A 14792-nucleotide genomic window follows, 5' to 3' on the forward strand; every position below is an offset into this window, starting at 1 on the left:
CCCAGAGGGACATCATGAGCCATCAACTCACCTTCGCCGATAGTGAATTCAGCACTAAGCGCCGTCAGACCCGAAAAGAGATTTTCCTCTCCCGCATGGAGCAGATTCTGCCATGGCAGAATATGACCGCTGTCATCGAGCCGTTTTATCCCAAGGCGGGCAATGGCCGACGGCCCTATCCGCTGGAGACCATGCTGCGTATTCACTGCATGCAGCATTGGTACAACCTGAGCGACGGTGCCATGGAAGATGCTCTGTACGAAATCGCCTCCATGCGCCTGTTTGCCCGATTATCCCTGGATAGCGCCCTGCCGGATCGCACCACCATCATGAATTTCCGCCACCTGCTCGAGCAGCATCAACTGGCCCGTCAATTGTTCAAGACCATCAATCGCTGGCTGGCCGAAGCAGGCGTCATGATGACCCAAGGCACTTTGGTGGATGCCACCATCATTGAGGCACCCAGCTCTACCAAGAACAAAGAGCAGCAACGCGATCCGGAGATGCATCAGACCAAGAAAGGCAATCAGTGGCACTTTGGCATGAAGGCCCACATTGGTGTCGATGCCAAGAGTGGCCTGACCCACAGCCTAGTCACCACCGCGGCCAACGAGCATGACCTCAATCAGCTGGGTAATCTGCTTCATGGAGAGGAGCAATTTGTCTCAGCCGATGCCGGCTACCAAGGAGCGCCACAGCGCGAGGAGCTGGCCGAGGTGGATGTGGACTGGCTGATCGCCGAGCGTCCCGGCAAGGTAAAAACCTTGAAGCAGCATCCGCGCAAGAACAAAACGGCCATCAACATCGAATACATGAAAGCCAGCATCCGTGCCAGGGTGGAGCACCCGTTTCGCATCATCAAGCGGCAGTTCGGCTTCGTGAAAGCCAGATACAAGGGGCTGCTGAAAAACGATAACCAACTGGCGATGTTATTCACCCTGGCCAACCTGTTTCGGGTGGACCAAATGATACGTCAGTGGGAGAGATCTCAGTAAAAACCGGAAATAACGCCAGAAATGGTGGAAAAAATAGCCTAAATAGGCTGATTCGATGTGTTTGCGGGAAAAAAATCGGCCCAGATCCGCGAAATTTTAATCAGCGAGTCAGCTTGGGAAGAAATGACCTGCTTATTCGCACCTTCCCTAACTCCCGAATATGAACATAAAATATCCTTTCTCGCCAAAGGGGAGAGATAAAGCAGATATTTAGATTTGTATGACGAATGAAGTCCGCATTAAAATAATGGTTTTGTCTGGAAATACAATAGGCGACAGATAATTGCTATGTACAGAAACTTTTACGCGGTGGAAACCATGCATAAGGGATAAAAAAAGCGCGGGGAGCACCCGCGCAAAAAGGTATGACAATGGTAGTTTTTCTCAGCAATACTCAGGAAACGCTCGTCATAACCCTACGGCCTAAACCAGGCTGCGTCAGGGTGGTCATGTCATGACGCAGTCGTCGGAATTGATTTACGCTTTCACGCACATTACGTGATAGACGCCATCAATGATTTCAGTGCCTTCGGTTTCATGTTCGAAACCAGGGAAGTGGTGATCCCAGGATTGCAGGGCGCGGAGATAGCCCACCTGCGGACTGTTTTCATCACCGAAGTTCTCGCCGGAAAGCAGCATCGGAATTCCCGGCGGATAAGGGATCACCGAGTTTGCTGCAATGCGACCCGGCAGTTTATCAATGGCCACCATTTCGATGTTGTCGTTAACGATAGCGTTATAGGCTTCACGCGGCGTCATTGCGGCAACCGGCAGGCCGGAATAGGCGGCGTTGAGTTTCGCGCCTGGGTTGTTTTCCCGCAGCCAGGCGAACATCCGATCGCCCAGGTCGTGAATGCCCATATTGGCGTAGGTTTCAGGGTGTTCGTCGACCAGTTCCGGCATGACCTGCGCCAGTGGGGTGTTGGCATCGTAGTGATGTTTAAATGAGCACAGGGTGTTGATCAGGGTTCCCCATTTCCCACGGGTGATGCCCATTGAGAACAGGAACATGATCTGGAAATCGGTGGTGCGGGTTGGCACGATTCCGTGACGTCCAAGCCAGGCGGTGACCAGCGCGGCAGGCACCCCCGTCTCTTCCAGTTCGCCGTCGTCACCCATCCCCGGTGCGAGAATGCTGACCTTGATCGGGTCAAGCATGCTCCAGTTATCGGGTAAGTCTTTAAAGCCGTGCCAGGATTCGCCCGGACGCATCACCCAGCAGTTCTGGTCTGTTGCCAGCAGTTTCGCCGGTGCGTCAGCAAAATCGAATGTTTTCCCGGTCTGCGGATCGGTGACCACTTCTTTGTTCCACGGCTTGAAGAACCAGTCGCCGTCGGCGCTGAACTCTTTATACAGACGCGCCATGGCCTGGCGGAAGTCGATGGCTTCGTCGATCACTTCCTGAGTCAGCGACAGGCCGCTGTTGCCGTCCATCATGGACACCGCCACATCGTTGGATGCGCAGATGGCATACAACGGCGAGGTGGTGGCATGCATCATGTACGCCTGATTGAAGCGGGAAAAATTCACCGCGCCGCGACCTTCACGCACATGGATGTAAGACGCCTGAGAGAGGGCGTTCAGCAGTTTGTGCGTAGAGTGGGTGGCAAAAACGGTAGGACCACTGTGATCGCCCGGTTCACCGCGCATCGCATAGTGGTCGGCGTAAATCGGGTTAAAGCGGGCGTAGCCGTACCAGGCTTCGTCGAAGTGAATGCGGTCGGTAGTTTGCGCCAGTAACGCCTGTGCGGATTTCGCGTTATAGCAGACACCGTCGTAGGTACAGTTGGTCACCACGCTATAAGACGGTTTTTGTCCTGTCTTCTCTTTGGTCAGCGGGCTTTCGCTGATTTTTTTCTGTAAGGTTTCCGGCTGCATTTCCTGTGGGTAGATAGGGCCAATGATGCCGTAGCGGTTACGGCTGGGCACCATATACACCGGTTTCGCCCCGGTCAGGATCAACCCCTGTTCAATCGATTTATGGCAGTTACGGTCCAACACCACCACATCGTTATCGGTCATACAGGCCTGCATGATGGTGCGGTTGGAGCCGGATGTCCCGACCACGACGGACCAGGAACGGTCTGCGCCAAAGACCCGTGCAGCATATTTTTCGCTTTCGCCAAAGGCCCCGGTGTGATCAAGCAGAGAACCCAGCGAAGCACGTTCAATCCCCATGTCGCTGCGGAACAGGTTTTCGCCGTAATAATCATGATAGAAGCGGCCGGCAGGCGTTTTGGTAAAACCAACGCCGCCCTGGTGGCCCGGTGCAGCCCAGGAGTATTCGTGGATATCGCTATATTTCATCAGCGCACTAAACAGCGGCGGCAGCAGTTGCTGACGATAACGGGTCATGGCGGCGACCGCGCGCCCCGCGATAAAGTCAGCGGTGTCTTCGAGGATCCAGGCGAACTCATCGACAAGCTCCAGCATATCGCGGTCCAGCGAGGCGGTGGCTTTCTCTCTGTCACCTAACAGAAAGACCGGCACATTTTGCTGGCGCTCATGAAGCTTACCGATCAGTTCTCTGACATTTTGATGTTCATCAGGCTGTTCCATTTGATAGCTGAACATCAGGCAATCAATGGCTTCGTTTGCCGACAGGATGGCGTAGCCGTCGTCGAAAGACGTGGACTTAATGACGGTAACATTTTGCCGACTTAAGGCGTCTGCCAGACGTTCCACGGCCTTGCCAACCCAGGTGTCCTGATGCAGAAATTCACTTTCAACAATTAATACTTTCATCATCTCTTACCCGGTTGTGGAGGAATCTGTGATGCGGGCAAGTATTATCCTGACTAAAAAAGGTGTAAAGAGGGCGCGAAACGACGGGGATTCATCAATAATTGTTTATAAACAATGGATTAAAGTGATTTGCCAGCCGTTTTTGGCGATGGTTTATCGACAGCTGAATTATTTTTTGAGCTGATAGTGATATCGCCGGAGCCTGTGTATGCCTCCGGCAGATAAATACGTTATGCGTCGGGGGGCGTTAATCCATAGCGCTGCAACTGACGGCTATGCACTCCCGCCAGCAACGTTACCGTAGTTAATGAACCCAGCAACGCGCAGAACATGTCTGACTGGGTATCCCACGGGTCGCCCTGCGTGCCAAGGAAATCGTCCGCGCCCTGTCCCATCGCCAGCGCGGCCCACCATTCAATTAACTCATAGGTGGCACTGATCGCCAGCGCCACGCAGCAAACCAGAAATGCCAGCATCTTACCGCTGCGAACACTCTTTGTGCGTAGCAGAATTTCGCGCGCCACCAGTGCCGGAACCAGGCCCTGGAAGAAATGGCCGAGCTTATCATACGGATTTCGGCTTAAGCCCAGCCACTCCTGCACTTCAAAGCCCACAGGGACTTTGGCATAGGTGTACATACCGCCCACCATCAGGATGATGGCGTGGAAAAAAATCAGGGTATAAAGCAGAGGAGTGAGCGGGTAGCGCTTTGCGGTTGTCAGCAGCAGCGGTATCACAATAATGACCGGCGTAACTTCCATCAGCCAGGTGGTTTTCTCACCTGCCGAGAAGCCAGTGTAGATCAGGATAAGCGTCAGGATCAGTGCGCCGATATTCAGCAGGGTGGGGTTTAATGTGCGGATCATGGTGATTTCGCAAGTGATGGAAAAGGCTACTATTCACCGAAGTGGTCGAAAATTCAATGTCAGCCATGACGGGAAAAGGTGGCCCGGGGGGATCACCGGACTGCCTTCAAACGTTGAGAGCAGTCCGGTGCCGGGCCGAAGAGGTTATTTCGTGCAGTTAGCGCACTGCTTGTTCACTATCTGCTGGAAGAAATCGTTGCCTTTGTCATCGACCAGGATGAACGCCGGGAAATCTTCCACTTCAATTTTCCAGATCGCTTCCATACCCAGTTCCGGATACTCAACGCATTCCAGATGCTTGATACTCTGCTGCGCCAGAACCGCTGCCGGGCCGCCAATGCTGCCCAGATAGAAGCCGCCGTGTTTATGGCAGGCATCGGTCACCTGTTGGCTGCGATTGCCTTTTGCCAGCATGATCATGCTGCCGCCGTGCGATTGCAGGAGATCAACATAGGAGTCCATGCGGCCTGCGGTGGTCGGTCCTAATGAGCCTGAAGGATAGCCCGCCGGTGTTTTTGCCGGACCGGCGTAGTAGATCGGGTGATCTTTAATGTACTGCGGCAACCCTTCGCCAGAGTCGATACGTTCTTTCAGCTTCGCATGCGCAATATCACGACCGACGATAATGGTTCCGGTCAGCGACAGACGGGTGGAAACCGGGTACTGTGAAAGCTGTGCCAGGATCTCTTTCATCGGGCGGTTGAGGTCAACTTTCACCACTTCGCCTTCACCGGCCTGACGCAACGCTTCCGGGATGTACTGGCCTGGGTTGTGCTCCAGTTTTTCGATCCAAATCCCTTCGCGGTTGATTTTGGCTTTGATGTTACGATCCGCCGAGCAGGAAACGCCCATGCCGACCGGACAGGAGGCACCGTGACGCGGCAGGCGGATCACGCGGATATCGTGGGCGAAATATTTACCGCCAAACTGCGCGCCAAGACCGAGTTTTTGTGCCTCTTCCAGCAGTTCCTGTTCCAGTTGTGTATCACGGAACGCCTGACCGTGCTCGTTGCCTTCGGTCGGCAGCGCATCGTAGTAATGCGTGCTGGCGAGCTTCACGGTTTTTAGCGTGCTTTCTGCAGAAGTGCCGCCAATCACAAAGGCGATATGGTACGGCGGGCAGGCTGCTGTTCCCAGCGTCCGCATTTTCTCAACGAGGAAGTTTTTCAGCTTGCCCGGGGTGAGCAGCGCTTTGGTTTCCTGGTACAGGTAAGTTTTGTTGGCGGAACCGCCGCCTTTCGCTACGCACAGGAATTTATACTCATCACCATCGACGGTGTAGAGGTCGATCTGTGCCGGCAGGTTGGTACCGGTATTCACCTCTTTGTACATATCCAGCGCGGCGTTTTGCGAATAGCGCAGATTGTCTTCGATGTAGGTGTTGTACACCCCTTTTGACAGCGCCGCTTCATCACCGCCACCAGTCCAGACACGCTGGCCTTTTTTCCCCATGATAATGGCCGTGCCGGTATCCTGACAGGTCGGCAGAATGCCTTTGGCGGCGATTTCAGAGTTTCTCAGGAATTGCAGGGCAACGTATTTATCGTTTTCGCTGGCTTCGGGGTCATGAAGAATGGAGGCGACTTGTTGCTGATGTTCGGGGCGGAGCATGAAGGAGGCATCGTGAAAGGCTTGTTGCGCCAGCAGCGTCAGGGCTTGCGGCTCAACCTTCAGTATGGACTCACCTTCAAACTCACTCACGCTGACATAATCGGAAGTGAGCAGGTAGTACTCTGTTTCGTCTTTCCCCATCGGGAAAGGTGCCTGATAGAAGAACGCTTTATTTGACATGTGCTTCCAGCCTATTGATTTCTTTTAATATCATAAGTGACGTGCCGCCCGGTGACGGACGGCACGCGGGAGACCTTTACAGGAATCCGTACATGGCAGCAAAGATCCAGCCAAAGACGCAGGAGACGCTCACGCCAATCAAACCCGGGAGAATAAAGCTGTGGTTGATGACGAAGCGACCAATGCGGGTGGTTCCTGAACGGTCGAACTGAATGGCGGCCAGATCGCTCGGATAGGTCGGCAGAATGTAGTAGCCGTAGCACGCCGGGGCAGACGCCACGATGTAGGCCGGGTCAACGCCAATCGCCAGCGCGACCGGAACGATAGCCGCCAGCGCCGCTGCCTGAGAGTTAACGAATTTAGACACCAGCAGCAGAACAATCGCATAGGCCCACGGATACTCTTTCACCATGTTACCCAGCACACCTTCGATTTCTGTCATGTGCGCGCCGAACATGGTTTCCGCCATCCAGGCGATACCGTACACCGCCACAATCGCGATCATACCTGAACGGAAGACTTCGTTTTTAGAGATTGAAGCGGGATTGGTTTTGGTCAGAATAATAATCAACGCGCCGGTCAGCAGCATGAACATCTGGATAACCAGCACCATCGACAGCGCTTTGCCACCGAATGAAGGGCGAAGTTCAGAGAAGGCACCCAGGATAGCGACGACAGCAATGGCGGCAAGGAAGATCCACATCGCAAGCCAGTTGCTTTTCGGCAGCTTTTTGTCCAGCAGTGTAGCGGTATCGCCATACACGTAGTGATGGTTTTCCGGTACGGAGATGAATTTCTGGAAGTCTTCATCTTTATCCAGATCTTTACCACGGAACCAGCTGAAAATACCGATAGCCAGAATACCAATCAGCGTGGACGGGATAGTGATCGCCAGCAGGTCGAGGAATTCGAGGTGTTTGCCTTCAAACGTCACATTACCCAGCATGGCAACCAGAGAAACCACCGCCACCGATACCGGACTTGCAATGATCCCCATTTGTGCGCCGATGGAGCTGGCGGCCATCGGACGTTCCGGGCGGATGTTATTTTTAATCGCCACGTCGTAAATGATGGGCAGAATCGTGTAGACCACGTGGCCGGTACCGCACAGGATAGTCAGGGTACAGGTCACGAACGGGGCAACGATAGAGACATATTTCGGGTTGCGGCGCAGCAGTTTCTCTGCGATCTGCAACATCACATCCAGACCGCCTGAGGCCTGTAGCGTTGCTGAGGCCGCGACCACGGCGATGATCACCAGCATGACGTCAACCGGTGGTTTACCCGGCTGGAGGTGGAAAACGAACACCAGAATGACCAGGCCGATACCGCCTAACAAACCCAGCGCGATACCGCCCTTTCTGGCACCATAAAACAAACATATTAATATTATGAGAAGTTGTATACTAAATAGCATTTATTTACCCTCGCGATAAAACCAGTCAATTTTGATAAATGGATCACAGCCATGTTCTGTTTTTTGTGTAATGGGCGCAGAGCCTGGCTAATATTCGTTTCGTCTGAAAGTGCGATTAGTTTTTAAACATCGAATAACGTTATTCCTAAGGACAGGAAAACTCTTATCGTTTTTTTCAGGCTGTTTTCAGAGAGCACGACTCTCTGGCGATGGGCAGTGTTGAAAAAGAAGAGCAGAGGCAGGTTCGGGCTATTTTTTGTATCTTTATGAAAAACATGAACATATCATCTGCTCACAGAGTGTGCTTATCCTTAAGATGTAGCATGAGCTCCGTTGCTACCGTTTATCGTTTTTGTTAATCCGTCCGGTTATTTCCAGACTACTCCTTTGTGATTAAAAATACACACTCTGCGCAGGGGATAATACTTTATTAACTTTTGTTAGCGTTTTTGAAATTAAAAACAATGGCGTGTCGGATAATAATAACGCATTGAAAAATGTGGAATGATGCAATTATATTTGATCTGGCACAATTTCTGAATTTGCAGGAAGTAACCTTAACCTTTTTATTTTTTCATTATTGTAATAATTGTTACCAATATATAACGAAATAATGCAAGGTTAAGATTTATCTTCTACTGACAATATTGCTTAAGTAAAGAATAATGTTCTGCCTGAATACGGTAACGGTAAACCGGCCTGCCCGTAACGCCATAATGGATGCTGGTAACCAGAATATGACAGTTGACCAGCCAGATAAGATATTTGCGGCAGGAGACGCGAGAAATATTCACCGCATTTGCCAGTTCATCGGTTGAAAACTCATAATCCTGATGTGCATCGATCCACTGACACAGCGTGCGCAGCGTCTGCGGCGTCAACCCTTTCGGCAGGCGGCGGGTGTCCTGCTCACTGGACGCATTGCCGTGAATCAGTTGGTCCAGCTCTGACTGCTCATAATACTGGTGCTTATCCATGTCCCTTTTCTTTTGCAGCCAGCTGGTGAGGGCTTCCTCAAAGCGTGAGGCCTGAAACGGCTTGATTAAGTAATCTACAACGCCGTAGTGCAACGAATCCTTGATCGTCATGGCATCGGCGGCAGAAGAGATGACAATGACATCGCTTTTGCAGCCAGCGGCATGCAGAAGCGGTAGCAGGTCCAGCCCGTTCTCTTTCTGCATGTAAATATCCAGCAGAATCAGGTCAATCTGAACATCGCTATTAAAAATAACCTCTTTGGCTTTTTCCAGCGTTGAGGCGGTTCCGCAGCACTGAAAACCGGGGATCTGTGCGACATAGCGGCGGTTTAACTCCGCGACCATGGCGTCGTCATCGATAATAAAGACATTGATCATGTGCTGGCCCTCTCCCCATCCCAGGGTATTTGTACAAAAAATTGTGTGAAAACGCCAGGTTCGGATTCCACAAAAATATTGCCACCAAGACTTTCAACTTGTTGTTTAACAAGCGCTAAACCAACGCCGCGTTCAGTTCCTTTAGACGAGACGCCTTTATCAAAAATAGCGTCAAGGCGGTGCGGTTCAATGCCGGGACCATCGTCACTGACTTCACAATGTAGCCAACCATTGCGATAGTATAAGGAGACGCTGATCTCACCTCCTGACTGCTGTGCTAACGCGTCGATCGCGTTTTCAATCAGATTTCCGAGCGCGGTAATCAATACCGCAATTTGATCTTCATTGCCGCTGTCCGGTACCTGGCTGTCATGGCTAATCACCAGTTTGTGCCCTGAATCGGATGTGCGATTAATCTTACTAAGTAAAAAGCCAGCAATGACCGGCGATCTAATTTTGCCTAACAGTGAGCCGATCTCTTCCTGATAGTTGTTTGCCGTCTTAATAATATAGTCTTCAAGCTGCTTATAACTCTTCAGATGTAACAATCCCAGAATCACATGTAATTTATTCATGAATTCGTGGGATCGTTCACGGAGTGAGTCGGCATAGTTCACCATGCCATCCAGTCGCTGCATCAACTGGCGAACTTCCGTTTTGTCCCTGAAGGTGGAGATCGCGCCAATAATCTTGCCGTCGCTGCGAACCGGGACGGTATTAATGAGCAGCAACCGATCTTTGATGTTGATCTCTTCGTCGCGGTGCGACGTACCGTCGCGCAGCACTTCGCTGAGATCCACCACCTGCGACCATGCATGGCTGAGCGTGGAAAACTGGGGGTCATCCTGTGACTTACGGTAATCCAGCAACTCCTGGGCGGCCTCGTTGATTAACGTCACTTCGCCTTTGTCGTCAACGGCGATGACCCCCTCTTTGATTGATTGCAGCATCGCCTGGCGCTGTTCAAACAGGGTAGAAATTTCATACGGTTCCAGGCCAAACAGGATGCGTTTGAGCACTTTCACCAGCACCCATGTTCCCAGCAGGCCAACCAGCACGCCAAAAAGTACGGACCAGAGGATGCTGCCGCGACTGTCGTTAATCTGTTCGGTCACCCGACTCAGTTCCAGACCGATCGCCACCACCCCAATCTGGTGGTGATTGTCGTCATAAATGGGGGTGAAAACGCGCAGCGCCTGGGCGAGAAAGCCCCGGTTGATGGCGATATTCTCTTTGCCATCCAGCGCCAGCAAAATATCGTCGCCCTTAAATGGTTGCCCGATGCGTTGGGCTTCCGGATGAGAATAACGCAGGCTTTTCATGTCGGTGACAACAATGAACAGCATATCGTTTCGCTTGCGCACCGCTTCGGCAATCGCCTGAATCCCGCTATCCTCGGGTTTTTTCATCAACCCCGCACGGATCTCCGGCGAGTCTGCCAGCGTCCGGGCAACGGCCAGCGCTTTGTCTGCCAGCGCATCACGCGTCATGTGGCTGATTTGTGAGAAGTAGAACAGATGGACGACCAGCAAGACAGAAAACAACACGGCGCTGACCATCAGTATCACCGTCGTACCGAGTTTCATCGGCCGTTCACGTAGCTTGCGACAAGGCAGGGAGTGTCTCATGGTGGTCCCGGGTTCACAGTTCGTGTGGATATTATCCCTATTGGGACGCGTAATTCAAAGGTGGCAGGGAAATTCACTGGGGCAGGTGTCCCATTATCGGATAATTATTACGCAGGTCGGGTCAGCAACCTGCGGCAATATAATCGCCGTTGGCGCTAATCGGGATCACCGTTAAGAACAGAATTGTGGCAAACAGGATCAGCACCACACCGCCGACTATTTTCGCTGCAGGCGCAAGCCATTTCAGAGCGGGATGTCCTGTACCGAACCATGTGAGTGTCTGATTTCGGGCATAACGTACCGCCAGAGACAGGCCCATGATCGACAGCGCAGTGCCAAAGGACATGGTCATCACCGCTGCAATGCCCCAGGTGACGATACCGAGAGCATTGGAAAACAGCAGGATCATGATTGCCCCGCTGCATGGTCGGGCACCGATGGCGAGAATCACCCCCAGCCGGGTTTTCCAGTTACCGTCCACCAGCGTCTGCCCGACGCCGTGATGCCCGCAGCCGCACTTCTCGTCATGGCTGCGCAAGGGAGTAAATCGGGTGAAGGTTATCGGGCGTATGGATTTAAGTGCCTGATAAATGAGAAACGCGCCGAATCCGGCGATCAGCACAGCGCTGATTTTTTCAACGTACCATCGGCTGGTGCTTAAATCGCCGGCTGCCAGGTTAAAGCCAATCGCGAGGATAAACACAAACAGGATCGCACTGACTCCTTGCATCAGGCTGCCAATAAAAGGCACGACCCGAGCAGCCAGCAGGCTTTCCTTATTGGTACTCAGATAGGTCGTCACGATGAACTTTCCGTGTCCCGGTCCGATGGCATGCAGTACGCCGTACAGAAACGCCCCCGTCAGTAACCAGAAACCGCCGCTGTACTGATGATTATTCAACTGCAGCAGATACATCACCAGATAGCGATGCAGGGTGATTTGCGTCGCCAGACACCACTGAATAAACGCCCCCCAGTGCAGATGCAGGGTATAGCCGCTTCCAAACAGTGTCAGCGTCAGGAGTCCTGCCAGCGACAGGCGCAGAGAGGGATGGCGTCCGGATACGATCATGATTCAGTCTGGCTATGGGGATGATGAAACAGTATAGCCCGTTTACGTTAAGAACTCAGTTCACGCAGAAGGCTTTCTTCTTTTTGTATAACAAAAAATCATATTATTGCTAAATTAGCATAAAAAGTAATATGTTCCTGAACGCCAGGAATATTCATTTTGACCAGGAATACTCTTTTTGGCATACGTTCCAAAAATAAGAATTTTATTGCGCTTGCCTGACGGAATATATAATCGCAATATAATTAACTATACAATGATTATGCTGTTGTTCTGTTTTTATCTCTTATATGTTTCTAAAAATGTCATCTTCAGTTAAATCACTGCTTTTTATCAGATGAAAAATGATAAGAGTGTCATGGTTTTACCACTTTATTTTTCCATAAAAGCGCGTTTGATCATAATCAACCATCAGCCGTGTTTAGCCCTATATGATTACTTATTAATAATAACTATGGATGCAATGTGAGAAAAAAAGATGGAAATAAAAAAGTGGCTAAACACAACGCTGTCCCGACGGGATGCGGTGACAGGCACCGCAAAAATAGGTGCCGCTGTTGCACTCAGTAACGCGATTACGTTGCCTTTCTCTACCACCGCGCAGGCTGAAATGACCGACGCTCCTGCGCAAGGCGGCAATGGCGAAACCGTTCGCCACAGTGCCTGCCTGGTCAACTGTGGCAGCCGTTGCCCGCTGAAAGTGATCGTTAAAGATGACCGCATCGTGCGTATTGAACCGGAAGACGCAAAAGACGACGCGGTATTTGGCGAACATCAGATTCGTCCGTGTTTGCGCGGTCGTTCCAGTCGCTGGCGGGTATATAGTCCGGACCGGATTAAATATCCGATGAAACGCGTAGGTAAACGTGGCGAAGGGAAATTCAAACGTATTTCCTGGGACGAAGCGACAGCATTTATCGCTGCAGAATTAAAACGCGTGACGGAAAAATATGGCCGTGAGGCAATTTATTATAATTATCAGTCGGGCGCTTATTATCATACCCAGGGCACGCCTGCCTGGAAACGTCTGCTAAATCTTACCGGCGGCTATTTAAATTATCATAACACCTATTCCACGGCGCAAATTGCCACCGCAACGCCCTATACTCACGGCGTGTATGTCGGAAGTCACTTTACGCAAATTGCGCATTCCGATCTGGTGGTGCTGTTTGGTCTGAATTTGTCTGAAACGCGCATGTCTGGCGGCGGACAGGTGGAAGAGTTACGTCGTGCGCTGGAAGCCTCGAAAGCGCGGGTGATTATTATCGATCCGCGTTATACCGACTCGGTAGTTACCGAGCATGCCGAGTGGCTGCCGATTCGCCCGACGACCGATGCCGCGTTGGTGGCTGGTATCGCCCATACGTTGATTACCGAACAGTTGATCAATGAAGCCGAGGTGAATAAGTACTGCGTGGGCTATGACAGCAGCACGCTGCCTGAAGGCGCTGCGCCGAATGCCAGCTATAAAGACTACGTGATTGGTAAAGGTGATGACGGTATCGCTAAAACGCCGGAATGGGCGGCGGAGATCACGGGGCTTCCGGCGACGCGCATTCGCCAACTGGCGCGCGAAATCGCTTCGGCTCGTGCCTGTTACATTTGTCAGGGCTGGGGGCCGCAGCGTCACGCTAACGGCGAGCAAACCGTGCGCGCCATTCAGACGTTACCCGCACTGACGGGCCACTTTGGCCTGCCGGGCACCAATAACGGTAACTGGCCTTATGGCACCCCGTATGGCGTACCGCTGTTACCGATTTTGACCAACCCGATCAAGACCTCCATTCCGTGCTATCTGTGGACGGATGCGATTCAACGCCCGGAAATGATGACGGCCACCACGATGGGGGTGAAGGGGGCGGATAAACTGAAAACCGGCATCAAGCTGTTCTTCAACTAGGCCGGTAACACGCTGCTGAATCAGCACGGTGAAACCAACCGCACGCGCAAAATTCTCGCGGATGAAAGTTTGTGCGAAACCATTATCGTCATTGAAAACCACATGACGCCGAGCGCGAAGTACGCCGATCTCCTGCTGCCGGAAACCAGCTATCTCGAAGCGGAAGATCTGGTGGACAGCTCCTATGCCACGGGGTCTCACAACTACATGATCGCCTTGCAGAAAACGGTCACGCCGATGTGGGAAGTACGTAGCACCTACGATATTTGTGCTGATATCGCCGGGCATCTGGGGCTGCGTGAGCAGTACACCGAAGGGCGGACACAGGCGCAGTGGGCAGAAATGCACTATCAGCAGATCCGCGAGAAACGTCCGTACCTGCCGGAATGGTCGGTGGCGAAAGAGATGGGGGTCGTTGACCAGCGCATCGCAACCGACAAACAGAGCCTGGCGTTTGCTGATTTCCGTGCCGATGCCGTGGCCAATCCGCTGACCACGCCATCCGGCAAGATTGAGATCTACTCGCAGGCGCTGGCCGATCTCGCGAAAGCGTGGACGCTGCCGGAAGGCGATCGCATCCCGGCGGTACCGGAGTTCTGCGCGGTGACAGAGTCGCATCTGAACAAAGCGCTGACCGCGAAGTATCCGCTGCAGTTAAGCGGTTTTCACACCAAAGGCCATACCCACTCAACCTATACCAACGTGTTGATGCTGCATGAAGCGGTACCGGATGAAGTGTGGATCAACCCGATAGATGCCAGCGCACGCCAGTTGAACTCTGGCGATCTGGTGCATGTGTTCAACGATCGCGGCGTGGTGGCGATTCCCTGCAAGGTGACCCAGCGGATTCTGCCGGGTGTGGTGGCGATGCCACAGGGGGCGTGGACTCGTCTGGATAGCAACGGTGTGGACGTTGGCGGGTGCATCAATACCCTGACCAGTCATCTGCCGTCGCCGTTGGCGAAAGGGAACCCGCAGCATACCAACCTGGTTGAAATCAAACGCGCTTAAGGAGTGATCCGC

Annotated in this window: 9 protein-coding genes and 1 pseudogene; 3 read left to right on the forward strand and 7 right to left on the reverse strand. The window is 52.3% G+C overall.

Translation table 11 applies throughout. The features are described 5' to 3' along the window. Positions 1–14 precede the first annotated feature (14 nt). The gene (locus C2U53_RS12190; RefSeq protein WP_000019445.1) at positions 15–995 is read left to right on the forward strand and encodes an IS5-like element ISKpn26 family transposase; all 981 of its coding nucleotides are present in this window, start codon (positions 15–17) and stop codon (positions 993–995) included. Beyond that, the gene (locus tag C2U53_RS30730; RefSeq protein WP_371415062.1) at positions 977–1159 is read left to right on the forward strand and encodes a hypothetical protein; all 183 of its coding nucleotides are present in this window, start codon (positions 977–979) and stop codon (positions 1157–1159) included. Before C2U53_RS12190 ends, C2U53_RS30730 begins: the two co-directional genes overlap by 19 nt. A 313-nt stretch (positions 1160–1472) precedes the next feature. On the opposite strand, the gene adiA is transcribed toward C2U53_RS30730, so the two are convergent. The 7 genes from adiA to C2U53_RS12225 all read right to left on the reverse strand — a co-directional run bounded on the left by adiA (position 1473) and on the right by C2U53_RS12225 (position 11869). After that, complete coding sequence (gene adiA, locus C2U53_RS12195; protein ID WP_104446885.1) at positions 1473–3740, reverse strand: arginine decarboxylase; 2268 nt, start codon at positions 3738–3740, stop codon at positions 1473–1475. A 230-nt stretch (positions 3741–3970) separates the two neighbouring features. Next, the gene (locus C2U53_RS12200) at positions 3971–4606 is read right to left on the reverse strand and encodes a DUF2238 domain-containing protein (protein ID WP_042999098.1); all 636 of its coding nucleotides are present in this window, start codon (positions 4604–4606) and stop codon (positions 3971–3973) included. Between the two features lie 144 nt (positions 4607–4750). Beyond that, the gene (gene fumB / locus C2U53_RS12205; RefSeq protein WP_042999099.1) at positions 4751–6397 is read right to left on the reverse strand and encodes a class I fumarate hydratase; all 1647 of its coding nucleotides are present in this window, start codon (positions 6395–6397) and stop codon (positions 4751–4753) included. A gap of 76 nt (positions 6398–6473) precedes the next feature. Continuing rightward, the gene (gene dcuB / locus C2U53_RS12210) at positions 6474–7814 is read right to left on the reverse strand and encodes an anaerobic C4-dicarboxylate transporter DcuB (protein WP_042999100.1); all 1341 of its coding nucleotides are present in this window, start codon (positions 7812–7814) and stop codon (positions 6474–6476) included. A 635-nt stretch (positions 7815–8449) separates the two neighbouring features. Continuing rightward, the gene (gene dcuR, locus C2U53_RS12215; RefSeq protein WP_042999101.1) at positions 8450–9169 is read right to left on the reverse strand and encodes a two-component system response regulator DcuR; all 720 of its coding nucleotides are present in this window, start codon (positions 9167–9169) and stop codon (positions 8450–8452) included. Further along, the gene (locus tag C2U53_RS12220) at positions 9166–10797 is read right to left on the reverse strand and encodes a sensor histidine kinase (RefSeq protein WP_044264069.1); all 1632 of its coding nucleotides are present in this window, start codon (positions 10795–10797) and stop codon (positions 9166–9168) included. The genes dcuR and C2U53_RS12220 overlap by 4 nt, the downstream gene beginning before the upstream one ends. A 121-nt stretch (positions 10798–10918) precedes the next feature. After that, the gene (locus C2U53_RS12225; protein WP_104445955.1) at positions 10919–11869 is read right to left on the reverse strand and encodes a nickel/cobalt transporter; all 951 of its coding nucleotides are present in this window, start codon (positions 11867–11869) and stop codon (positions 10919–10921) included. A gap of 478 nt (positions 11870–12347) precedes the next feature. Between C2U53_RS12225 and C2U53_RS12230 the strand changes: the two are divergent. Next, positions 12348–14780 (forward strand): annotated as a pseudogene (locus C2U53_RS12230) (DMSO/selenate family reductase complex A subunit). Positions 14781–14792 lie beyond the last annotated feature (12 nt).

Origin of the sequence: Citrobacter sp. CFNIH10, assembly GCF_002934585.1 — a bacterium.
Taxonomy (GTDB): domain Bacteria; phylum Pseudomonadota; class Gammaproteobacteria; order Enterobacterales; family Enterobacteriaceae; genus Citrobacter_A; species Citrobacter_A amalonaticus.

What these genes read in the sequence shown, in the direction of transcription:
- C2U53_RS12190 (WP_000019445.1), top strand. Translation starts at nt 15, where the DNA reads ATGAGCCATCAACTCACCTTCGCCGATAGTGAATTCAGCACTAAGCGC.
- adiA (WP_104446885.1), bottom strand. Translation starts at nt 3,740, where the DNA reads ATGAAAGTATTAATTGTTGAAAGTGAATTTCTGCATCAGGACACCTGG.
- C2U53_RS12200 (WP_042999098.1), bottom strand. Translation starts at nt 4,606, where the DNA reads ATGATCCGCACATTAAACCCCACCCTGCTGAATATCGGCGCACTGATC.
- fumB (WP_042999099.1), bottom strand. Translation starts at nt 6,397, where the DNA reads ATGTCAAATAAAGCGTTCTTCTATCAGGCACCTTTCCCGATGGGGAAA.
- dcuB (WP_042999100.1), bottom strand. Translation starts at nt 7,814, where the DNA reads ATGCTATTTAGTATACAACTTCTCATAATATTAATATGTTTGTTTTAT.
- dcuR (WP_042999101.1), bottom strand. Translation starts at nt 9,169, where the DNA reads ATGATCAATGTCTTTATTATCGATGACGACGCCATGGTCGCGGAGTTA.
- C2U53_RS12220 (WP_044264069.1), bottom strand. Translation starts at nt 10,797, where the DNA reads ATGAGACACTCCCTGCCTTGTCGCAAGCTACGTGAACGGCCGATGAAA.
- C2U53_RS12225 (WP_104445955.1), bottom strand. Translation starts at nt 11,869, where the DNA reads ATGATCGTATCCGGACGCCATCCCTCTCTGCGCCTGTCGCTGGCAGGA.